Here is a 22,837-nt window from a genome sequence, read left to right as displayed (position 1 = left end):
GTCACACCCGTTCCCATACCGAACACGGAAGTTAAGCTTCTCAGCGCCGATGGTAGTTGGGACTTTGTCCCTGTGAGAGTAGGACGTTGCCAGGCAAATAAGCACAACCTGTTATGGGTTGTGTTTTTGTATATTTTATAATGAATTATGCCCTAACATATCTCTAAACGAGGGTACCAATCTCCAACTGTTCCCTAATTAAATCTTCACTCATAGGGGAAAGTAAGTTCTATGGAGGTGATTGAAATATGATGCACGATGAACCGCGTGATTATATTACCATAAAGGACGATGACGGAAACCTAAAGGATTTCGCTGTTGAGGCATTGTTTGAAATGGAAGGTAAATCGTATGCCCTTTTGGCAGCAGAAGATGAAACGATGGTCATGCAGGTAGAAGGGGAAGAAGGAGACCAATATTTAGTTGGAATTTCTGATCCAGTTGAAAGCCAGTCCATTTTGGATGCATACCAAATTGCCGTGAAGGAAGCACCTGCAGAATAAATCTTTACTACATAATAATGTTATGTTGACAAAGAAACTAACGCCAGTCGTATCCGACTGGCTTATTTACAGCTCCTTTTTTTACATAAAAATGTCAAAATAAAAACATAAATGATTGATATATAAGGAATCACAGTATGGTATGTTAAACTTAGTTAAACTATATTTTAAGTAGTAGAAATGTAAATAATTAGAACTAGTATCATCGATATGTTTATAGTTCAATTGGCTCCATATAGAAAAATTATGTTATTTTTGGGGTGGGAACGATGAAATACACAGGCAGAATCACTTTACTTATTATATCCATGATGGTTTCTATTATTGAATCTTTTTCCGAACCTACAACTACATGGTCAATCCTTGAAGCTATTCTATTTGCTGCCATTGCTGCCTCACTCGGATGGGTTTATGATAAGGCTATTTACTATAAGAATAGGGCTGAAATGAGTAAAAATAGATTATCAAATTTATTAAAATTTTCACCCGAACCCATTTTTGTATATCAAGATGAGAAAATTGTATTTGTGAATCATAAATTTGAGGAATTGGTTCGATCATCTTCGGATGAAATACTGGGGAAATCCATATTTGAATGTATTTTACCCGACTATCATCCTATCGTAAAGAAACGGTTAAATGAAATCCATAATGGGAATAAAAGTCTCAATCGTGTTGAATTAAAAATTAAAACCACACACAATTCCATTTTGGACGTCGAAATTTCCTCTGCCCCAATTCTTTATAATGATAAACCTGCTGTAGAAGTCTTTATGCGGGATGTAACTAAACGTAATAGACTAGAAGAAGAGGTAAGGAAAAATGAAGAACTGTATCGATTTATTACAGAAAACACAACAGATCTTATCTCTTTTCTCAATCACAACGGGTATTATGAATATTTATCTCCATCAAGTAAGGATTTATTAGACTTCAACCAAGAGGAAATGATTGGCAGCCATTTATTTGACTATTTACATCCTGATGAGGTAGAAAAAGTAACTGCATTGCTCCTAGAGGCAGATTCCGAATTGGATTTTGCTGCATTCTCGCACCGAATTAAGAAAAAAGATGGTTCGTATATTTGGATAGAAACAAATGCTCGCACCATTCGAAAGAATTCTCGAAAGCTTGTAGGAATTGTAGCTGTTTCACGAGATATTACAGAACGTTTAGAAAAAGAAAAAAGACTTCATGACGCAAATGTCATGCTTCGCTATATTTCAAATATGGACGGGCTGACAGGTATCCCAAATCGAAGATGTTTTGATGAAAAACTGCAAGAGGAATGGAAGCAGTTGAAACGAAATTCTAGTCCATTTTCAGCTATCATGATTGATATTGATTTTTTCAAAAAATACAATGACTTTAATGGTCATCAGGCGGGCGATGAATGTTTAAGGCAAATTGCCTCAGTATTAAAAGATACTTTAAAGAGACCTGGTGATTTTGCAGCAAGATACGGCGGGGAAGAATTCGTAATTTTGCTGCCAGAAACTGATAAACAAGGAGCAGCTCATGTGGCTGAATTGCTTCAGGCAAATGTAAAAAATCTTAATATACCTTATCTTTCAAACGTAATAGAACCCATTGTCAGCATAAGTATTGGCTGCTCAACACTGATTCCGGATGAAAAAACGAAACCAGAGGATTTAATTAAACTTGCTGATATTGAATTATATAAAGCAAAAGAAAGCAGACGTAACCAGCTTATTTTCAACCAACTTTCCCATCTTGCCTAAAAGCAAGATGTTTTTTTGTATTATTTACAAGTTTATTTTAGATAAAATAACTGGAAAATAAGAAAGCAAAAAATAGATTAACAATGGGGGTACATAGCGGTGAACTCTAAATATGAACCATTATTTGAAACATTGACATATAAAAATGGAATCCAATTAAAAAACCGATTGGTGATGGCACCCATGACAAATTGGTCATCCAATCCTGATGGAACGGTTACGGAGTCAGAGGTAAAATATTATGCAAGACGTTCTGGCGGCGTTGGGATGGTTATTACCGCTTGTACATACGTTACAGCGAATGGGAAGGGATTTCATGGAGAATTTGGCGGGGATCGGGATGAATTAATACCCAGCTTACAAAAGCTGGCAACTGCTATAAAAGAGCAAGGAGCCAAGGCAATATTACAAATCTTCCACGGCGGCAGGCAGGTTCCGCCTGAATTAATACCCGATGGCGATATTGTTAGTGCTAGTAATGTCCCAGCAGAAGGTGATGGGAAGCCGGTTCCACGCGAATTATCTGATGAAGAAGTTCGTTCCATTATCCGTGACTTTGGTGAAACCACACGCCGTGCGATAGAAGCGGGCTATGATGGAGTTGAAATCCATGGTGCAAACGGTTATCTTATTCAACAGTTTTTCTCTCCACACTCCAACCGTCGTAACGATCATTGGGGAGGCAGTTTAGAAAAACGCTTATCCTTCCCAATGGCTGTTGTGGATGAAGTTAAGCGAGTGGCGGCTGAGAATGCCAAAGAGCCGTTTATTGTCGGATACCGCTTTTCTCCAGAAGAGGCCGAAACACCCGGCATTACCATGGCAGATACCCTTGTCTTAATCGATGAACTAGCCAAAAAGGATCTAGACTATCTTCATGTCTCCCTGCAAGATTTCTGGTCCACTCCAAGAAGAGGTGTGGACGATACTCGTTCTCGAATAGAAATCATTCAAGAACGGGTTGGAAATAAAGTCCCAGTGATTGGGGTCGGCTCCATCTATACACCAGATGAAGCTTTAAAAGCCTTCCAAACAGGGGTTGCACTGATTGCCCTAGGACGTGAAATGATTATTGATCCTGATTGGGTACAGAAGGTAAAAGAAGGTAAAGAAAATGAGATTATTACGGAGATTAATAAGAATAATCAGGAGCAGCTTGTGATTCCTGATCCACTATGGCAGGCGATTACTCACACACCAGGGTGGTTTCCTGGAATTCAGTAAAGCGAAAAGAGTTCATCCTAAGGTCGGGATGAACTCTTTACTGTTTATACTCAGCGTTATATGAATTTTCGCCAGAATGAACAGATAAAAGCGTGTCAGCATAACCTACCAGCCGATTCACAATTTCATCTGCAAGAGCATAAACCAGTTGGTGCTGTTCGCTCTTATGAAGGGAAGGATCATCAAATATGATCGTGGTATTAATAAAAATCTGTTTGGTATCATAAAGGTTATAATGGATAATGGTTTTTCCAGCCGCACCTCCGGTTACCGGGTCCGTATAACTGGGAAGAAACATATACCATTCCTCTGCTGTTGGTGACCGAAAATGTTTCGTGAACTTCATACCCCTTATTTCATATTCAATTTGTTCTTTCAACCTTTCATCCATTACCTCAATGATGTTATCTTCCAAGGTTATTCCTCCTTCGCTATAGGAACTAGCATACCCAATTAAAAGAAGGAACTATCCATTTAGCCCATAAATAGAAAATTGTAGTTACATAAAATAGCATTTTGCTATAATAGCAGGGGTGAATAAAAATTTTGTAAAAAATTTAAATTATCATCAGCACCATCCAGGAGGAACAAAATGAACAAGAATAAGTATGTGTTTATAGGGCTTATCATTACAACACTTATTTCAGCTCTTGATACAAATATCATGCAAACAGCAAGTCCAACGATTGTTAAACAACTTGGGGGCATTGAATTGTTTTCATGGATATTTGTTGTTTATATGTTAGTAAGTACCATAACGGTTCCTCTTTATGGGAAATTATCGGATATGTATGGCAGAAAAAAACTTTTAATGATTGCCGTAGCTTTGTTTACCATTGGGTCGATTCTTTGCGGTTTAGCTAATTCCATGGTAACGTTGATTATTTTTCGAGGAATACAAGGATTAGGGGCAGGTGGAATGATTCCTCTCTCCATGATCATAGTGGGTGATTTATTTACGATTGAAAAACGCGGGAAAATCCAAGCCGTCTTTAGCGGTATATGGGCGGTATCTTCAATCATTGGACCTATATTAGGATCCTTGTTTGTGGAAGAGTTGTCCTGGAGATGGATATTCTTTATCAATATCCCTATTGGTATTGCAACGATTCTTTGCTTAATACCATATAAGGAAGCTGCGGAATACAAAAAGACACATATCGATTATAAAGGGTTCTTCCTTTTTGGAATTTCTATCACACTATTATTGTTATCAACCAGCATGAGTAAACCTGCCTGGTACGTTCTTAGTGGTGTTATAGGGTTTATTCTATTTGTCCTTGTGGAAAGAAAAGAGCGGCATCCGTTTCTTCCCGTTGCCTTATTAAAAAATAAAGGTTTACGATCGACGAATCTTTTTATGTTAATTTACTGCCTGTCTTTCTATGGAACATCGAACTTTATTCCGTTATATTTACAGGAAGGCAGTCAAATGAGCATTTATAAAAGTGGATTGATTTTGTTAAGTATTGCACTTGGCTGGTCGTTTGGAAGTACTCCTGCAGGAAAATGGATTATTCGCTTTGGCTATAAGGTTTTATTTATGATCGGCAGTATTGTGACAACCGCTTCAGGATTGGTCCTTTATTTATTTATCCAGGAATTATCCTATATTGGTTTGTTTATCATCTTAACGGTCCAGGGTTTTTGCTTTGGTTTATTGTTTGCCCTTGGAACGATTGCATCACAAGAGTTTGCCGATGCCAATATAAAGGGAATGTCAACTTCACTCCAAATATTTTTAAGAAATATTGGGACATCCGTTGGAGTTACCATTATGGGCGTCATTATTAACCATGGTGTTACACTAGCCACAGGGATGAAAAACGTCTTCTTATACGCACTTATTTTGAGTTTCATTACTATTTTTCTCAGCTTGCGAATTCCAGAAAAAACATCACCTGTTGGAGAGACAGCATTATCAAAGTAATGGTTTAATCGTGTTGAATAAAATACCTTCGCAGTTAAATAATAGACCTAGTGTTATCCAATAACACTAAACTTCAATGTGGGGGGATATACTTTGAATATACTTATTAGCTTATTAAGATCCTTAATGCTTCTAGGGATTAGGTTAACTTATATCCTTAACAATCTTCAATGTAAGTTGAATATTTTGTTAAGGAAGCCCCTTAGACTAAGCACAGTGTATTCGTAAAGTAAGATCGTTTCGCATTGCAGGGACAAAAGGTGAGCATAGCACTATGCTTGCCTTTTTATATGAAGGCTGTGTTAATCTTGGCTGTTGATTTGCGCTCCGGGCGCTATGCTTTCCGCGGGCTCGCCCGTGAGCCTCCTCGGTCGTTCCTCCCTGCGGGGTCTCACTCAGCTCGTGTATCCCGTAGGAGTCAAGCGCCTTCCGCTCCAATCAACAGGTTCTAAAATCAACAGTCTCCTTTAACACAGCCTATATGAAAAAAAGTCCAGTATGAATTGGACTTTTTTTCATGTTAATTATTTTACTATTTCTCTATATTCTTTTCCTTTTTCCACATAGTTATCACTGGAATATTTGAGCATCTGCAGGTCCTTTTCTGTTAATTCACGGACTACTTTCCCTGGCGAACCTAGAACGAGGGATCGAGGAGGGATTTTAATTCCGCCAGCTAAAAGTGTGTTTGCACCAATAATACATTCTTCCCCAACTTCGACATTGTCTAGTAAAGTTGACCCCATTCCAATAATTGAATTTCTTCCAATCTTGCAGCCATGCAAAATAACATTATGTCCAATGGTAACATCGTCTCCAATTTCAACAGGAGAACCTTCATACAGATGAATCGTGGAATTATCTTGAATACTGCATCTTTTCCCAACCCTGATTGGGCCATCATCTCCACGCAGCACAGCATTAAACCAAACGGTCGATTCCTCTCCAATCGTAACATCTCCAATAATATAAGCACCAGGTGCGACAAATACACTTTCATCCACGTTAGGTGTTGTACCTTTGTAAGGAATATTCATCGTTAAATCTCTCCTTTATATTCAGAATTGTTTTACATTTAAAGAAAATTATACCATTGCAATTCTAATAGGGGAAAGAAATTGGTTTGTGAACAACTTTTTCAATGAAAGCGCTTTAATAATTAACAAAATAATTAAAATAGTCAAAAAACATTGACTCTGACGCTTTACAGTGATAATCTTATAAATAATTTAAAACGAATTGATGACGAGAACAGTAGGCTAAGCACCTTGTCCAAAGAGAGTCGACATTTGCTGGGAGTCGATGGCAGGGCTTATCTGAAGATCATCTCTGAGATGTGCAGCTGAAAGGATAGAAGTAAGCTGCACCGGAATAATCCGCCGTTACATGGATACGTATCATTAAGATACGTTAATCGAGAGCCGCAGCCAGGTGATTTTTGCTGCGGAAGTAGGGTGGTATCGCGAGTTAAACTCGTCCCTATACAAGGGGCGGGTTTTTTGTTGTTTTCAAAAAATATGTATGCCTTAAAAGGGCGATGTAGTTTGATCAAAAAAAGAGGAGGAAAGTGAAATGAATCAACAAGTAGACCAAAAAGAAAAAACTGTCCAAGTAGAGGATATCATTATTGCAAGCCACACCATTAAGGATGTGATTTCGCCAACTCCTCTGCAGTATAATCACTTATTATCTGAGCGATATGACTGTCATATTTATTTGAAAAGAGAGGACATGCAAAGTGTTCGTTCTTTTAAAATCCGCGGTGCTTATAATCGCATTAAAAAGTTAACAGCGGAAGAATTAGAAAATGGAATTATTTGTGCAAGCGCTGGAAATCACGCACAAGGGGTCGCCTATTCTTGCAACCATTTAAAAATTAATGGAAAAGTGTTTATGCCGAGTACTACTCCAAAGCAAAAGGTGAATCAAGTAAAATTTTGGGGTAAGGAACATGTAGAGATTGTTTTAGTAGGGGATACCTTTGATGACGCATATGAAAAAGCAATGGAATGCAGTCAAGTAGAAAATAGAACGTTTATCCATCCATTCGATGATCCAGACGTGATTGCTGGTCAAGGTACGGTTGCCGTAGAGCTGCTGAATGATTGTAATGAAAAAATCGATTACGTATTTGGGGCTATTGGCGGAGGTGGACTTCTTTCTGGAGTCGGAACCTATATTAAACATTTTTCACCAGAAATCCGGTTAATTGGGGTAGAACCTCAAGGGGCAGCAGGGATGAAGGAGTCTATTTTTAATGGAGAAGTGACTTCTCTGAAAGAAATTGACCCGTTTGTGGATGGAGCAGCAGTTAAAACCGTCGGTTCCATGACTTTTGAGATTTGTAAAGAAGTCGTTGATGATATTGTGGTCGTACCAGAAGGAAAAGTCTGCACTACACTATTAGCTCTCTACAATGAAAATGCGATTGTGGTTGAACCAACAGGTGCACTCTCCATTGCCGCACTCGATCAATTTACAGATGAAATTAAAGGCAAAACGGTGGTCTGTATCGTAAGCGGCGGAAACAACGATATCGGCCGGATGCAGGAAATCAAAGAACGCTCAAAGTTATATGAAGGGCTGCAGCATTACTTTATTGTTCAATTTCCTCAGCGGCCAGGTGCATTACGCGAATTTTTAGATGATGTCCTGGGGCCGAATGATGATATCAGTCATTTTGAATACACGAAAAAGAATAACCGTGAAACCGGTCCAGCCTTAGTAGGAATTGAGCTGAAGTGCAAGGATGATTACTTCCCACTGATGGAACGTATTAAAGCAAAAGGATTTGTTTACCGTGAAGTAAATAAAGACAGCACCTTGTTCCAAATGCTTGTATAGATCAAAAAAAGAGCCCAATTGGGCTCTTTGCTATTCTAGCTTGAAAAAGGCTTCTCCGACACCTAAATCTGTTTTAAGGTTCATGATCGTGACCGAAAACCATGTAAAAAAGGGATTTGGGTAACAATCCAAGGACAATTGTTACCGTAATGCCAGCAACAAAGGTAATTGGGTAACTATGCTTCCACTGAAATTGTATTTTCATTTATAATAGATTCAAGATTACATTAAAGTACAAGGTGGGGGCTACGTGTCGAAGACAATTTATACAAATGGGGTCATTTATACCCTTGATTCTAACCAGCCAGTAGTTGAGTCTGTGGTCATTGAGAATGGCAGGATTCTAGATTTAGGTTCACACCACGAGATGAGCTTACAATGGGGAAAAGTGGGGACAAGAGTAATGGACCTGCAGGGAAAAATGGTTACTCCTGGTTTGATAGACAGCCACTTACACATGTCAGGTGTCGCATTTAATTTTTTGGACTTAGATTTAACAGGGGTAACATCGAAATCTGAAATGCTCGATAAAATAAGGCAAAAAGCAGATACCGTTGCTCCTGGTAAATGGCTGATTGGAATGGGCTGGGATGAGAATCTGTTTACAGAAGGATCTATTCCGACAATCGAGGAATTAGATCACGTTGCACCGCATTGTCCCATTTACCTTAAAAGGATTTGCTATCATGCATTTTTAGTAAATAGTAAAGCACTTGAAATGAGCCACTATCATCCAACGATGGAGGTACCGCAGGGTGGAAGGGTGGTTCTGGATCCACAAACAAAAAAACCAACTGGGCTGCTGTTGGAGTCTGCTTCCCAATTAGTTACCAAACACATCCCCGATAAAACATACGATGAGTTAAAAAATGGTTTGGGACAAGCAATGAAATTCGCGATAAAAAAAGGCTTAACGAGTGTGCATACCAATGATCCTGCTTATTTAGGAGGATTAGAGCAAACATATCGCATGTATGATGAGTTACTCAATCAGGAACAAAAAGGGTTACGGTGCAACCTTTTGATTGATTATCCATATCTGCCTGCGTTAAAGGCAAAAGGGATGTTTGCTAGTTTTGGAAATGAGAAACTGCAAATCGGCGCTATAAAAATATTTGCAGATGGTGCATTTGGACGCCGAACCGCACTGCTTTCGGAGCCTTATCATGATGAACCTGGTCAATTTGGAGAATCCATGCAAACAGAAGAAGTTCTTTACAACATTGTAAAAGATGCACGGGAGCAGTCCATGCCTATAGCCGTTCATACGATTGGTGATCAGGCGCTGGAGAATGTTCTTGATATTTTAGATCAATTTCCGAAGGTGAATTATCGTGATCGGATCATCCACACTTCATTAGTTAGGGAAGATTTAATAGCTCGATTAGCGGACCCAAGCATCGTTGCGGACATCCAGCCTAGGTTTGTTGTTGGAGATTATCCATGGGTAATCGAACGGATTGGTAAGGAGCGGGAATCCTATTTGTATGCCTGGAAATCCTTACTCTCTAATGGAGTTATCTGTGCAGGAGGATCTGACGCACCTGTTGAACCTGTTGATCCATTGCTTGGAATTCATGCAGCTGTTACTCGAAAAACGCCAGGTAAGAATGAGGTCTGGAATGAGAGTCAGAAGATCTCGATGTTTGAGGCTGTTAAGCTTTTTACGGTTGGCGGGGCTTATGCGACAAACGAGGAAGCCATAAAAGGTACGATTTCAAGAGGGAAGTTAGCGGACATGACGGTGTATTCTAAGAATCTCTTTGAATTGGACAATCCTGATGAACTATTAAATACGGAAATTGAAATGACCATAATTGATGGGAAAGTTCAAGAAGTTTAAAAAACAGGATTAAACCGATTATAAAAAAACAATGGATCTCCAAACCGGATCCATTGTTTTTTATGTAAAGTATATTAATAAGTTAAAATTGGCTGGTAAGATGGATATTTGAAATATTGTCTAACGGTTAAAGAAATACCCTTAGCAATTGAAGTAGCCATGGTATATACGAGGTTAAGATCTGTACATAGCAGTGAATTTTTTAAGGCAGGATCATTCTCGAGGACCACACCTGTTATACTGCAGTTCCCAATCGGAGGAAGAATATTTCCCAGTCCAACACCCGGCACCATCGGTCCGTCCTTTACCACGATGGAATTTACGTATTCTTCACTTCCTAAAACACTATCAATTGCTAGAACAAAACTATTTTTTCTGAAGGAGAGTTGTCCTAGTTCCGGTACAAGTGTTGTTGCGTCAAGTGGTGCCTGCAGGTTTCCAAGCACGGTTAAGTGATCAGAAAAGTTGTTTTTCAACAAGCTTCCAACAAAAGGACCCAGGCTGTCACCATTAATCCGGCTAGAGCCAATCCCAATCACATAAATATGTTCAGTTTCATCTGGAATGAGTGAATAAAGTGCCTGGCGAATATAGAGAGGTGCTAATCTATCATTATAGGGAATAACTATATTCGGTTTAGTTGGTAAACTAATACTAACAGTGCCACTGTCCATGCTTTAACACCTCACCATCTTTTATACTTTCAAAAAATTCTTCATTCCTATAAAATTATCCTTCTATTTTTGAAAAATTATCAAACCAACTAATCTATAATTCCTTTGCTAGAGCACGTCCTGCTTGTCTGCCGGTGAATAGGCATCCACCGAGAAAGGTTCCCTCCAGTGCACGGTAGCCATGAACCCCGCCGCCGCCAAATCCGCAAACCTCGCCAGCGGCATATAAGCCGGGCACAGGTTCACCCCCTGAATTAAGTACTCGGCCAGATAAATCTGTTTGGAGACCGCCCAATGTTTTTCGACTAACAATATGTAGGCGCACCGCAATCAATGGACCATTTTTAGGATCTAGCAATTTATGAGGCGAGGCGACACGAATCAACTTGTCACCAACATAATTGCGTGACCCGCGAATGGCCGTTACCTGCAGATCCTTTGTAAACTTATTATCCATTTCACGGTCTCTAGCAGCGATTTGCCGCTTGATCTCATTTAAGGTTAGAAGGTTATCACCTGTAAGCTTATTCATACACTCCACAAGCTCCGTTAAATTGTCTGCAATTACAAAATCCTCGCCTTTGTCCATAAACGCCTTAACTGGAGCTGTCGGTCCTGGAAGAACACGAGACAGTACTTTCTTAATACTTTTTTCAGTGAGGTCAGGGTTTTGCTCAGACCCAGAAAGTGCAAACTCTTTTTCTATTATTTTCTGAGTTAAGATAAACCAGGAATAATCAAATCCCGTTTTCTGAATGGCTTCTAACGTACCTAACGTGTCGAACCCAGGGAAATTCGGCACTTGAAAACGCTTTCCTTTTGCATCAAGCCAAATTGAAGAAGGTCCTGGAAGGATGCGGATACCGTGATTGCTCCATATCGGATTCCAGTTTTTAATCCCTTCGGTATAGTGCCACATACGGTCGCGGTTGACGATTCTGCCGCCAGCGTTCTCGGTGATATCTAGCATTCTGCCATCAACATGATCAGGTACACCTGAAATCATATTTTTTGGCGCTTTCCCGAGTCGCATCGGCCAATTTTTTCGAATCAAATCTGGATTGCCCCCGATGCCGCCACTTGTTACAATCACAGCTTGTGCATGGAATTCAAAGTCACTGATTACTTCACGGGAACTTGCTTGGCCGCGGGCTGCTGTGCTAGGGACGAGAATGGATCCGTTCACTCCAATGACAGCACCATCATCTGTCAGTAATTCATTAACACGATGCCGAGGACGATAGTCCACAAGTCCTGCAGACATGGCATTACGGACTTTTTTTTCAAATGGTTCAACAATACCCGGACCCGTTCCCCATACAATATGGAATCGTGGTACAGAGTTTCCATGTCCATCAGCTAGGTATCCGCCACGCTCGGCCCAGCCCACAACTGGAAAGAAACGGACTCCCATTTTAAATAACCATTCACGTTTTTCTCCGGCAGCAAAGTCAACATATGCCTCAGCCCATTTTTTACCCCAAAAGTCTTCGTCATCTTCTCTGTCAAAACCTGCTGACCCGAGCCAATCTTGCCAGGCGAGTTCGCGTGAATCTTTTATGCCCATCCTTCGTTGTTCAGGTGAATCAACTAGAAACAATCCCCCAAAGGACCACCAGGCCTGTCCCCCAATAGAAGCCTCTGGTTCTTGATCCAGGAGCAACACTTTCTTACCTGCGTCCGCAAGCTCAGCTGCTGCCACTAAACCAGCGAGCCCTGCACCTACTACAATGACATCATACCTCATAATTTACCCCCACAACATCAGATACTTCGATGGTATTTTAAATATTCCGAAAAGTCAATCGAGGATTTATAACAGGAATATGGACGCAGAAAATAGAATAATAGATAGTAATGTTTTACAGAGGGGAGATTGCTTAAGATTTGGTAATAAAAAAGAGGAAAGAAACAGCATATTAGACACCAGATATCAAAGATAATAAGATTAAGAAAGAATATTCGGTCTAGATAACCTAGTTTACTAGGTGAGCATCACATCGTAAATAAGAGCAGGGGTGTTGAGAAATGGACGATCGTTTTTTTCGAAATGCAATGGGGAAATTTGCAACGGGTATCACCGTTGTTTCAACTGAAGTAGAAGGTGAAGCACATGGGATGACAGCGAATGCCTTTGTATCTGTCTCATTAAATCCAAAATTAATTCTTGTATCGATCGATAAAAGAGCTAGAATGCTGCCTTTCATTCAACAAACAAAAAAATTTGCAGTAAGCTTTTTATCGGAAGATCAACAAACAGAATCCATGAGGTTCGCAGGTCAAATAAAAGAGGAAACTCCCTATAATTTCGAGCAATTCGGTAATCTGCCTGTTATCCAGGGAGCACTTGCGAACATGACGTGTAATCTTTACAACGAGGTGGAGGCAGGGGATCACGTTTTATTTATCGGCGAGGTTACTGACCTTAAGGTGAATGAAGGGGAGCCATTGCTATATTTCGGTGGTCAATACCGCAAATTATCACAATAACACCTAGGAAGAAGCTGTCACTTGGCAGCTTTTTCCTATTGTACTTCTACTTCTGTATTGTACAATGAGAACGGGAGGGGTTTACCTTTGTTAAAGAAAATAAGAATTATATTGGGAATCGTTGTTATATTATTAGCAGGATATGGTTTAGTAACGAAAAATTTTGTGGCGCAGCCAATCATGATGTTGAGTTTAAGTGCTTTTATTTTAGCGGGCGGTTTGGACGAGCTTAAACAAGGGATAAAACGCCGTGGATATATCAGTATTTTTCTTGCAGTATTTGTATTCGCGATTGCTATAAAAACTTTCCTATCATAAAAGGGTGAAAAACGGAGGAATCTTATGATCTCTCCGTTTTTGGTCTGCATTTTTTTGATGTGATGCAAATTAAATTGATTTCCCTTTTTAAGAAAGCGTTTACACCTCAAATTATTTCCCAACCTGCAGTCTATTGATTAATTAGAAATTTCTAAATAGACTCAATATTACAGCCGTAAGAAAGCTGTACATAAAAAAAAGCAGGAGAGGGGAAATGAGATGAAAAAGAAAAAAAGGATTGCCTCAGCATTACTTGCATTAACCATGGGGGTTTCGTTGTATGCCTCAGCCGCTTATGGTGAAGGCACTGATTCAAAGGAAACCTTCCGAGTCGTTATTAATGGACCAAGTTCTGAAAAAGGAAAAGCAAAGCAAACTACTGGAGTACGATGGGATTTTGGAGATGAAGGATATACAACCACTGTTAATTCGAAACAATATCAAGCTTTACTAAATAATAAAAATTTAACGATTGAGAAGGTTTCAGAAGTACAATTGGATCGAATAGAAAATACTTCAAAAGACAAAATCGGTACAACTGCTATTACATCTCTTCCAAGTGACCGGACACCGTGGGGGATGCAAGCGCTTTATAATGACCCGAATATCACAAGTACATCAGGCGGAGCAGGAATTAAAGTTGCTGTTTTAGATACGGGTACGTATATAAATCACTATGATTTAGTAGGAAGTGCAGAACAATGTAAAGACTTCACCCAAACATCTTCACCTATTGTTAATAATTCATGTACAGACCGTAACGGACATGGTACACACGTCGCTGGAACTGTATTGGCACACGGAGCTTCAGATGGTTTAGGTATTTATGGTGTCGCACCGCAAGCGAAACTTTGGGCGTATAAGGTATTAACGGACAGTGGGTCTGGTTATTCCGATGATATAGCTGGAGCGATTCGTCACGTAGCGGATGAAGCAGTAAGAACAGGCTCAAAAGTGGTCCTTTCGATGTCACTCGGCTCAAGCGGAAAAGATACGATGATTGCTAGTGCAGTAGATTATGCCTATAGCAAGGGAGTTTTAGTTGTCGCAGCAGCAGGTAACTCCGGATATGCGGCCAATACGATTGGATATCCAGGTGCCTTAAAGAATGCCGTTGCAGTAGCAGCCTTAGAAAATGTTCAGCAAAATGGCACCTACCGCATTGCCAATTTCTCATCTCGCGGTAATCCTTTAACAGATGGTGATTACGTGATTCAAGAAAAGGATGTAGAAATTTCTGCACCAGGTGCTGCAATTGAATCAACCTGGTATGATGGCAATTACAATACGATTAGTGGAACTTCCATGGCTACTCCACATGTGTCAGGCTTAGCTGCAAAAATTTGGTCATCTAATTTATCTTGGTCTCACACGCAGCTTCGATCTGAGTTACAAAGAAGAGCGAAACTTTACGACATTAAAGGCGGGTATGGTGCAACGACAGGAGATGACTATGCGTCAGGATTTGGTTTTGCAAGAGTAAAATAATCATAGAGAAAAGCCATCTGATATTTTAGATGGCTTTTCTCGTTACCGTTTGACTACGGAAAGTATAAAAATCGTTGCAATAATTGAAAGTGCCCCCAGCCATTCGATTGGACTAAAGGAAACATGAAGCCAGGCTACGGCTAGAAAGGCGGCAGAGAGTGGTTCAATACAGGCTAGAAGGCTCGCTTCAGAAGCTTTTATGTATTTTAGGCTTTCCATAAAGCAGAGAAACGCGATTAATGTCCCAACTAGAACCACAAATGCAACTGCCATAAAAGAAGAGGGTGACCAGTGACCTTCAAATTTCCATGGAGGATGGAAGAAACTTAAACCAATACCTCCAATCATCATTCCCCAGCCAACGGTTAACGTTGTTCCCCATTTTGAGAGCAGTTTTACCGGGTAAAGAGTATAAAAAGCTAGAGCAAATGCAGATAGTATCCCCCAGCCAAAGGCAGAGCCAGATATCGAAAGTGAATGGATATTACCTTTTGTGACCAGCAGGAATGTCCCTCCTACCGCAAACACTATGGCCATCATCTCATGTTTTACAGGTAATGACTTGGTACGGAAGCAAAAATATAAGGCGATCAGTACCGGTGCCAAGTATTGCAAAACAGTAGCAGTGGCAGCATTCCCTTGCTCTATGGCCATAAAGAAAGTATATTGAACACCGAGCATACCGATAATTCCAAACACAACAAGCTGTAGAAGATCCCGTTTATTTTTCCAAATACTCCATATATTTTGTTTCCCAACTATATCAGCAAAAAGTAATAAACCCAGTCCGGCCAAAAGCAGTCGTATTACCACCAGCCAGTTAGTGCTAAAGCCTTGCTGATGAAATAGGTACTGGGCAACTGTTCCTGAGACACCCCATGATGTTGCCGCGATTAATACTAATAAAATTCCTTTTGTCCGTGGATACGACAAAGAAGCACCAAGTGTAGTCAAATATATCCCCTCCCAATTAAACCATTCTATTAATTTATCAGAAATTGAAAAAGTTTAAAAGAAGATTTTGGGAAAACTTCTGGTTAAAAAAGAAAAGCCATTAGACAGATCATTGTCTAATGGCTTTTACGATTATCTTGGAGTTAACGTTTTAACAGAAATTGCAGGGGAGTAGGAGGTAACGATGCAGCCTTCTAGATTGCTTTCACTTAATAACCCTAGTTGAAGGGCGGATTTAATTTTTGCGTCATCCGGCTTTTTAACAACCTGAACCAGATCGTTCAGTTGTAATTCTTCTAATCTTTTGACGGTAACGTCTTCATTATATTTTTCAATTTTCCTTATTTGCCGTTGCAGCTTATAGCCATTTATCGTGATTTCGGCCTTATTTGCAGGACCTACCAGTTTATTAAAAAAGTCCTGAAACTGGTCCTTTAATTGATTCATTTCCAGTTCAATTTCCTTTTTCTTCTTATTAAGCTCATAATATTTAACCAGCATCTCATCTGTAATGAAGGAATCATTCTGTCTACCCAAGATCCTCTCCTCCTCATCGAACGTATATTCTATTGTATTACCATCAATAAGGGATTAGTACGATTAACCTTCAACAAATTATTTAATAAAACGGAAGAAAGGGGCGAACGAGCAAAAAATTTTCTGACTTACCGGTACCATTACCTAGGTATAATTTCGGATTAGTGAAAATAAGATGAAGATAGTATTTGGCCATGTATTCAGTTTCGCTACATAGGAAGTAAGACTCCCATATTATGGGCAATGCGATATAAAATTGAATAGAGGTGTTAGGGTTGAAGAAGATTTTAAGTATCGTATTTTTTATGTTACTGCTGGCACTATTGGCTGCTTGCGGGAATGATGAACAGACAGCTAGTGAGGAACCGGCAGCAGAAGAAACAGCTGGCAGTGAAGATTCAAGCGGGGATAAGGATTCTGGTACTACAGGAGATTCAACATCAACATCTCTAGCAGGGAATGAAGTTTTCCAAAAGAGCTGCATCTCCTGCCACAGTTCGGGGGACATTACAGGTGGTCAAGCAAAGCTTGATGGTGCAAAAATTCATGCAGATTTTAAAACAAAAGAGGATCTCTTAGCTTTTGTTGAAAAGAATATGCCGAAAAGTGCTCCTGCCTCTTTATCCGCAGCAGAGTACCAAGCAGTAGTAGACTATTTATGGGATCAAAAATAAATAGATTACTATTTAAAGGTATTGGTTCGAAACCAATACCTTTTACATTCACATAAAAAAGTTAAAATTGTACATTATAGAGGTAAGAACACACTATTGAATGGGGAATCCTATGCACCTAGTATTCGAAATAATAGTCAGTTTCATTGTAGAAGTTCTTTTTCATGGTGTCATTCGATGGATGGGGAGGTTGTTTCTTTGGTTTGCCAGGCTGTTTAAGGTATTTAAAAAATAGGTCTCATTTTGATAATAATTGATCAAGATGTCTCCGGATTGCATCAGGATTTCCAGAAATACTTGCTTCTCGACGTTCGTCTTTTTTCATTTTTTCTAAAGATAAAGTTAAAATTCTTTGTTCTGCTGCTTTAGGAATGACGACCACTCCGTCGGCGTCTCCGACGATGATATCCCCAGGGTTTACAGGAACACCGCCACATGAAATGGGCACGTTCACTTCACCAACGCCTGCTTTTCCGCTTGCTGCGACCGTCGTTCCTCGTGAAAAAACCGGGAAATTCAATGCTTTAATGCCGGCAATGTCACGTATCACACCGTCGACCACAAGGCCGCCAATCCCCAATGTTTGTGCCATGCCTACAACAAAATCACCGGCAATCGCCCTGTAGTGGTCACCTTTTGCATCAACCACTAAGATATCACCTGGATTTGCTTCACGGATAGCTTTTAGGACTGAAAGATTTTCACCAACAGGAATTTTCACTGTGTAAGCCCGCCCAGCGAGCTTGTAATTTTCCATTAGAGGTTTAATCGAGGGATGCAAATTATTTAAACCATCCATTGCGTCCGATATGCAGGTAGTTGGAATCCCCAGAAAATCCTTTACTATTTTTTCCACTTCCGTTCCCCCCTAAGCTTAATCATTCACTCTTTATTATACATGCGGCTTGATGGTAAACATTCTATTTTTATTAGAAAATAGCCATAAGGAAAGCTTGGAGATTTTTCTCCAAGCTCTTACAAATCCTGAAATTCTCTCATACGGTCTAAAAGCAATCCGTCAGTTTTGGTATTTTCTCCAACAACAAAATCCGTCATATAGCAGGTTAAATATTGCCCAAAATGGTTTTTCGTATTTAGTAATAACTCGTCCACATAGTAAACACCTTTTGGTATCTGGTCAAGAAGGAGCACAGATAGGGACGCATAAATCCCGCAAGCAACCTGGAAGTACGTTGCGTTTGTTTTGTACTGAGCAAAGATACTTTCATTATCCAGCACGTTATACATATAACGCTCTTTATCTGGATAAACCAGCAATACACCAACTAAATCCTCACCCGTTAACGGTGCTTCCAGGGGATCGAGTACTTTCATTTCAAAATCCCACAAAACATCTGTGTCATCTAAATGTTCACGGATAATTTTAGTCGTATGGTCATTTACCTTATACAAAAACCCACTTTCCATATCAAATAGCCTGCCTAGCGTATAGACTTCCTCATGCGGCATTAAACAGCCATAGAAAACCTTTTTCCCCAAGGTAACTTTAAATTCGATATCATATACATTTTCATATAAAAAAAGCGGTGTACGATTTTTCATGAACATTGGATAGCACAAAATGGCCTCGTCCAGGAAACATTCAGGAGACCAAGTTGTATAGATGACATCCTTTTTTGCCTTCGTTTTTTTCTTGAAAAAAGAACTATCGTGCTCAACAATGTAGCAGCCCAGCGGTTGTTCATCACCATGTTGTTTCATCAATTCAAATGCCATCCACTGTACTACTCCGGGATTCATACCAGAGCATACAATCGCGGTGGTATTTTTAAAAGTGTCTTTATGTTTTTCAAAATAATGAATTCGTTCTATCAGTGGAAACCCTGCGAATTCTTCTTCATGGTCATCAATAAATGTATTTTCTAGAGCAGAATTAATATATTTAATCCCCAGCTGGTCACAGCATTTCAGCATTTCAACCGTATCAGCCCATGAAACATCAATCACAATACTCGTATTGGTACTGGTTAAATGGTATATTATCTGTTCTTTATCGTTAAGGTCAAACTGATGATAGTTCATCCATTTTTCTAAATGAGGATATAGGTTTTGATAATACTGGGGTTCCTTTTGTTTATGATCAATTAAGTGAATCGCACTATTTGTCAAAATTGGATGTATAGGATCTTTGGTATCACTTGCTGCATGATTTAAAATGGAAAGAATAGATTTTGCGACCCCGCCAGCACTTCCCAAAATGGATATAACTGTTTGGCGATCTTTCATTTCAACACCACGTCCATATTTTTTTATAATAAAATATGCTCAAAAGGTGGAAATGGATTGGATTATTATTTAAAAATAACAATTTAGTAATTTTTTTTCACGTTGCCACTAGACCTTAAGTCAGAAGAAGTGATAATAATAGTAGATACAGCATGTAGAGTAGGAGTTGAAGTGATTGAGCAGTACATTTTCAAAATGGTATGATTTTTTTATGGGACCTTTGGAACGTAGGAAGTTTAACAGGGTGCGGGAAGACCTGCTTCAAAGCGCGACAGGGAAGGTGCTTGAAATTGGTTCAGGGACTGGCGTTAATTTTCCTTTGTATAGGAATGCTGACAATGTAATCGCCATTGAACCAAGTCAGCATATGATTGACCAATCACTTTCAAAGCGTAAATTAGCAGTGGTGCCAATTGAAATGGTTAACGCGAGCGCGGAGAGGCTTCCGTTTGAAGATCATACATTTGATACAGTGGTTGCAACACTTGTTTTTTGTACGATACCGAATGTCGAAGAGGCTCTTAAAGAGTTAAAAAGGGTATGTAAACCTAACGGAAAAATACTATTATTTGAACACGTCAAAATGGAAAATACCGTGCTTAGCAGCATGCAGGAAGGCCTCACACCACTGTGGAAAAAAATCTGCGACGGCTGCTGTCTGAATAGGGAAACATTAAAGGCATTTACATCTCAAGGATTGAAGGCAGAGAGAGTAGAAAAATTTTATAAAGACCTCTTTATTGTAGCTGAGCTAAGGAATAGAAAGGAGTAAGTACCTTTTGATTCCCGCTAATCAGCTTTTTTACCTTGGAGGGAATCAAAAACAACTTTTGATTCCCTCTTATCTTCTTTTTTCACTTAGTGGGGAGCCAAAGACACTTTTTGATTCCCTCTAACAAGCATTTTTCACCTAGAAGGGAAGCAAAAAGAAAAACCTCAAAATGAATTGAGGTTTTTACTGTGTTCTGCGGGCAAAGTCGACAAATCTGAATTTGTCAGGACGGTGCCGGGATTCGGTATATTGAAAAAGGCTGGCATCCTCTAAATATACATAGTTTTTGATGACGACAATATTATGAAAACCTTCTAAGTCTAAAAATGAACGATCTTCAGCAGTTGGTTCTTCTACGATAATTTCCTTTTTTGCAAAGCTAATCTTCAGGTTTAAGTCATTTTCAAGGTAGGCATAAATCGAGTTTGCGCAAATTTCCTCCGTAATGGAAGGGACGTATTTTGCAGCAAGATAATCTTTATCAAGAATGATTTTCTTGCCGCCAATTTCCCGGGTTCTAACAATTTTCCAAACTTGGTCCTTTCCAGAAAGCTGAAGCTGCTGCTTGATATAGGCATCCGGCTTGATAATTAACGATAACTCATTGACAATCGTTCTTGGCTTTTTGTCCATTTTATCGGCTAGTTCTTTAAAACTAACCAAGCCCGAAACAGGAAAATCAAATTTATTGATATCAATGACAATCGAACCTTTGCCCCTTACTTTTTGGATATAGCCATTTTGAGCAAGCAGGTTTAAAGCTTTTCTTATCGTTTCTCTTGATGTATCGTATTGTTCCTTCAGTTCATTTTCAGAGGGGAGAAGGGAATTCGGCGGGATTTCACCGCTTTTAATCTGGTCGACAATCGTATTAAAGATAATTTGATACTTATTCGTCATAAAAATCTCCCATTATTTTTTCAAATGATAAACAATGGACTCATAAGGTCGTAACTGAATTTCCTTGGCAAGTTGTGCTGAGTCCTCATAATTTGAGAGTAACACACCATTTGACAAGCCATCAATGTCTAACTTCACTGGGAGAGTAAAGGTCGTGTCTTTTCCATAAAAATTATTCATCACCAACAGCATTTCATCTTCCGTTTTGCGTACAAAAGCAAAGACAGAGTTATGGTCTTCGGAAATCAATTCATAATCCCCGTTCGTGATCACATCATATTCTTTCCGTAACCGGATGAGTTCTTGATAATGATAAAACACAGAGTCTGAATCCTTCATCGCGTTTTCTGCATTAATTTCCTTATAGTTGGCTGCTGTATGAATCCACGGAGTGCCAGTGGTAAATCCAGCATGTTCGCTTGAATTCCATTGGACTGGAGTTCGGGAATTATCACGAGATTTTTGTTTTAAAATCTCAATGATCTCTTGTTCGGCCAAACCTTCGTTTTTCTTAATTTCAAAGATATTTAGTGACTCAACATCACGATACTCATCAATCTTGTCAAACTTCGGATTCGTCATTCCGAATTCTTCCCCCTGGTAAATGTAAGGGGTGCCTTGCATCATATGAATGGTCGTCGCAAGCATTTTGGCTGATTCTTTGTGATACTGCTGATCATCACCAAACCGAGAGACAACACGCGGCTGATCATGATTGCACCAGAAGAGGGCATTCCAGCCTCCGCCTTTATTCATTTCAACCTGCCACTTCGACAATATGTCCTTCAAAGCCCGGAAGTCAAAATCGGCTTTCGTCCATTTCTCTCCATTTGGATAATCCACTTTTAAATGATGGAAGCTGAACGTCATATTGAGCTCTTCTTCACGTGGATTCGTGTAGCGAATGCAATTATCGATGGATGTAGAAGACATTTCGCCTACGGTCATGATGTCATATTTTGAAAATACTTCTTGGTTCATCTCATGGAGGAACTCATGGATTCTAGGTCCATCTGTATAAAATTTACGTCCGTCACTGTTATCTTCAGGGAACTGCTGATTTTTGGATATCAAATTGATTACGTCTAGTCTGAAGCCATCGACGCCTTTTTTTAGCCAGAAATGCATCATGTCATATAATGCTTGACGAACCTTTGGGTTTTCCCAGTTTAAATCTGCCTGGGTAACATCAAATAAATGGAGGTAATACTGGCCAGTGGTTTCATCCCATTGCCATGCTGAACCGCCAAATTTTGATTCCCAGTTGGTAGGAGGGAGGCCGTCTTTCCCATCTTTCCATATATAAAAATCGCGGTATGGATTGTCTTTTGAGGATTTTGCTTGCTTGAACCACTCATGTTCAGTGGAAGTATGGTTGATGACAATATCCATAATGATTTTGATTCCGCGCTTGTGTGCTTCTGCAAGAAGCTGGTCGAAGTCATCCATCGTACCGTATTCTTCTTGAATGTTGTAATAGTCGCTTATATCATAACCATTATCTCGTTGGGGAGATTTATAAATCGGAGTGAGCCAAAGAACATCTACACCAAACTCCTTTAAGTAGTCGAGCTTTTCGATAATTCCTTGGATATCACCGGTACCATTACCGGTCGTATCATAAAAACTTTTTGGATAAATTTGATATACTACTGCTTTTTTCCACCATGTTGCTGCCATGATATACACCTGCCTAT

General features: G+C 39.5%; 21 protein-coding genes, 1 rRNA gene and 1 other annotated feature. Of the genes, 12 read left to right on the top strand and 10 right to left on the bottom strand.

Annotated features, from left to right (window positions below; translation table 11 throughout):
• The 4 genes from rrf to ACIQAA_RS24720 form a co-directional block, all read left to right on the top strand.
• Positions 1-95: ribosomal RNA gene (gene rrf / locus ACIQAA_RS24735) — 5S ribosomal RNA — on the top strand; the annotation flags it as partial.
• A 153-nt stretch (positions 96-248) separates the two neighbouring features.
• Positions 249-503 (top strand): DUF1292 domain-containing protein, encoded by a 255-nt coding sequence (locus ACIQAA_RS24730; protein WP_402624978.1) that lies wholly within the window; start codon positions 249-251, stop codon positions 501-503.
• A gap of 269 nt (positions 504-772) precedes the next feature.
• The gene (locus tag ACIQAA_RS24725; RefSeq protein WP_402624975.1) at positions 773-2,245 is read left to right on the top strand and encodes a diguanylate cyclase domain-containing protein; all 1,473 of its coding nucleotides are present in this window, start codon (positions 773-775) and stop codon (positions 2,243-2,245) included.
• 99 nt (positions 2,246-2,344) lie between these two features.
• Positions 2,345-3,469 (top strand): NADH-dependent flavin oxidoreductase, encoded by a 1,125-nt coding sequence (locus tag ACIQAA_RS24720; protein ID WP_402624972.1) that lies wholly within the window; start codon positions 2,345-2,347, stop codon positions 3,467-3,469.
• 37 nt (positions 3,470-3,506) lie between these two features.
• Here ACIQAA_RS24720 and ACIQAA_RS24715 read toward each other — a convergent pair whose 3' ends face one another.
• Positions 3,507-3,860: a hypothetical protein gene (locus ACIQAA_RS24715; protein ID WP_402625007.1), complete on the bottom strand. Its 354-nt coding sequence runs from the start codon at positions 3,858-3,860 to the stop codon at positions 3,507-3,509.
• 201 nt (positions 3,861-4,061) lie between these two features.
• Here ACIQAA_RS24715 and ACIQAA_RS24710 point away from each other — a divergent pair, with 201 nt between their 5' ends.
• Entirely contained in the window at positions 4,062-5,399 is a 1,338-nt protein-coding gene (locus ACIQAA_RS24710) for an MDR family MFS transporter (protein ID WP_402624969.1), read from the top strand.
• A gap of 524 nt (positions 5,400-5,923) precedes the next feature.
• Here ACIQAA_RS24710 and ACIQAA_RS24705 read toward each other — a convergent pair.
• On the bottom strand, positions 5,924-6,436 hold the full coding sequence (locus tag ACIQAA_RS24705) for a gamma carbonic anhydrase family protein (protein WP_402624966.1): 513 nt from the start codon (positions 6,434-6,436) through the stop codon (positions 5,924-5,926).
• A gap of 196 nt (positions 6,437-6,632) precedes the next feature.
• Positions 6,633-6,883: a binding site (T-box leader), on the top strand.
• Positions 6,884-6,971: 88 nt separating this feature from the next.
• Here ACIQAA_RS24705 and ilvA point away from each other — a divergent pair.
• Both ilvA and ACIQAA_RS24695 read left to right on the top strand, forming a co-directional pair.
• A complete protein-coding gene (gene ilvA / locus ACIQAA_RS24700) occupies positions 6,972-8,243 on the top strand; it encodes a threonine ammonia-lyase IlvA (RefSeq protein ID WP_402624963.1) in 1,272 nt (423 codons plus the stop codon).
• Positions 8,244-8,493: 250 nt separating this feature from the next.
• A complete protein-coding gene (locus ACIQAA_RS24695) occupies positions 8,494-10,086 on the top strand; it encodes an amidohydrolase (RefSeq protein ID WP_402624961.1) in 1,593 nt (530 codons plus the stop codon).
• 74 nt (positions 10,087-10,160) lie between these two features.
• Here the strand turns inward: ACIQAA_RS24695 and yyaC are convergent, their stop codons facing one another.
• Positions 10,161-10,760 (bottom strand): spore protease YyaC, encoded by a 600-nt coding sequence (gene yyaC, locus ACIQAA_RS24690; RefSeq protein WP_402624958.1) that lies wholly within the window; start codon positions 10,758-10,760, stop codon positions 10,161-10,163.
• A gap of 94 nt (positions 10,761-10,854) precedes the next feature.
• Entirely contained in the window at positions 10,855-12,507 is a 1,653-nt protein-coding gene (locus tag ACIQAA_RS24685) for an FAD-binding dehydrogenase (RefSeq protein WP_402624956.1), read from the bottom strand.
• Positions 12,508-12,788: 281 nt separating this feature from the next.
• On the opposite strand from ACIQAA_RS24685, the gene ACIQAA_RS24680 reads away from it, so the two are divergent.
• The 3 genes from ACIQAA_RS24680 (at position 12,789) to ACIQAA_RS24670 (ending at position 15,056) form a co-directional block, all read left to right on the top strand.
• Positions 12,789-13,250, top strand: a complete 462-nt coding sequence (locus ACIQAA_RS24680; RefSeq protein WP_402624953.1) for a flavin reductase family protein — start codon at positions 12,789-12,791, stop codon at positions 13,248-13,250.
• Between the two features lie 87 nt (positions 13,251-13,337).
• On the top strand, positions 13,338-13,568 hold the full coding sequence (locus ACIQAA_RS24675; protein WP_402624950.1) for a hypothetical protein: 231 nt from the start codon (positions 13,338-13,340) through the stop codon (positions 13,566-13,568).
• A gap of 219 nt (positions 13,569-13,787) precedes the next feature.
• The gene (locus ACIQAA_RS24670; RefSeq protein ID WP_402624947.1) at positions 13,788-15,056 is read left to right on the top strand and encodes a S8 family serine peptidase; all 1,269 of its coding nucleotides are present in this window, start codon (positions 13,788-13,790) and stop codon (positions 15,054-15,056) included.
• Positions 15,057-15,098: 42 nt separating this feature from the next.
• Here ACIQAA_RS24670 and ACIQAA_RS24665 read toward each other — a convergent pair whose 3' ends face one another.
• Positions 15,099-16,010, bottom strand: coding sequence for a DMT family transporter (locus ACIQAA_RS24665; RefSeq protein WP_402624944.1), 912 nt, complete (start codon positions 16,008-16,010; stop codon positions 15,099-15,101).
• 132 nt (positions 16,011-16,142) lie between these two features.
• On the bottom strand, positions 16,143-16,547 hold the full coding sequence (locus ACIQAA_RS24660) for a hypothetical protein (protein WP_402624942.1): 405 nt from the start codon (positions 16,545-16,547) through the stop codon (positions 16,143-16,145).
• A 275-nt stretch (positions 16,548-16,822) separates the two neighbouring features.
• Here ACIQAA_RS24660 and ACIQAA_RS24655 point away from each other — a divergent pair, with 275 nt between their 5' ends.
• Positions 16,823-17,221: a c-type cytochrome gene (locus ACIQAA_RS24655; RefSeq protein WP_402624939.1), complete on the top strand. Its 399-nt coding sequence runs from the start codon at positions 16,823-16,825 to the stop codon at positions 17,219-17,221.
• Positions 17,222-17,459: 238 nt separating this feature from the next.
• Here ACIQAA_RS24655 and ACIQAA_RS24650 read toward each other — a convergent pair whose 3' ends face one another.
• Positions 17,460-18,077, bottom strand: a complete 618-nt coding sequence (locus tag ACIQAA_RS24650; protein ID WP_402624936.1) for an RraA family protein — start codon at positions 18,075-18,077, stop codon at positions 17,460-17,462.
• 119 nt (positions 18,078-18,196) lie between these two features.
• Positions 18,197-19,468 carry an S-adenosylmethionine decarboxylase related protein gene (locus tag ACIQAA_RS24645; RefSeq protein ID WP_402624934.1) on the bottom strand — a complete coding sequence of 424 codons (1,272 nt, stop codon included), beginning with the start codon at positions 19,466-19,468 and terminating at the stop codon, positions 18,197-18,199.
• A 175-nt stretch (positions 19,469-19,643) separates the two neighbouring features.
• Between ACIQAA_RS24645 and ACIQAA_RS24640 the strand changes: the two genes are divergently transcribed.
• The gene (locus tag ACIQAA_RS24640; protein ID WP_402624930.1) at positions 19,644-20,240 is read left to right on the top strand and encodes a class I SAM-dependent methyltransferase; all 597 of its coding nucleotides are present in this window, start codon (positions 19,644-19,646) and stop codon (positions 20,238-20,240) included.
• Between the two features lie 183 nt (positions 20,241-20,423).
• Here the strand turns inward: ACIQAA_RS24640 and treR are convergent, their stop codons facing one another.
• Both treR and treC read right to left on the bottom strand, forming a co-directional pair.
• Complete coding sequence (gene treR, locus ACIQAA_RS24635) at positions 20,424-21,140, bottom strand: trehalose operon repressor (protein ID WP_402624927.1); 717 nt, start codon at positions 21,138-21,140, stop codon at positions 20,424-20,426.
• A 12-nt stretch (positions 21,141-21,152) separates the two neighbouring features.
• A complete protein-coding gene (gene treC, locus ACIQAA_RS24630; RefSeq protein WP_402624924.1) occupies positions 21,153-22,820 on the bottom strand; it encodes an alpha,alpha-phosphotrehalase in 1,668 nt (555 codons plus the stop codon).
• Positions 22,821-22,837: the final 17 nt, after the last annotated feature.

Source organism: Neobacillus sp. NPDC093182, from assembly GCF_044754045.1.
This window is presented reverse-complemented; position numbering and strand designations above follow the sequence as displayed.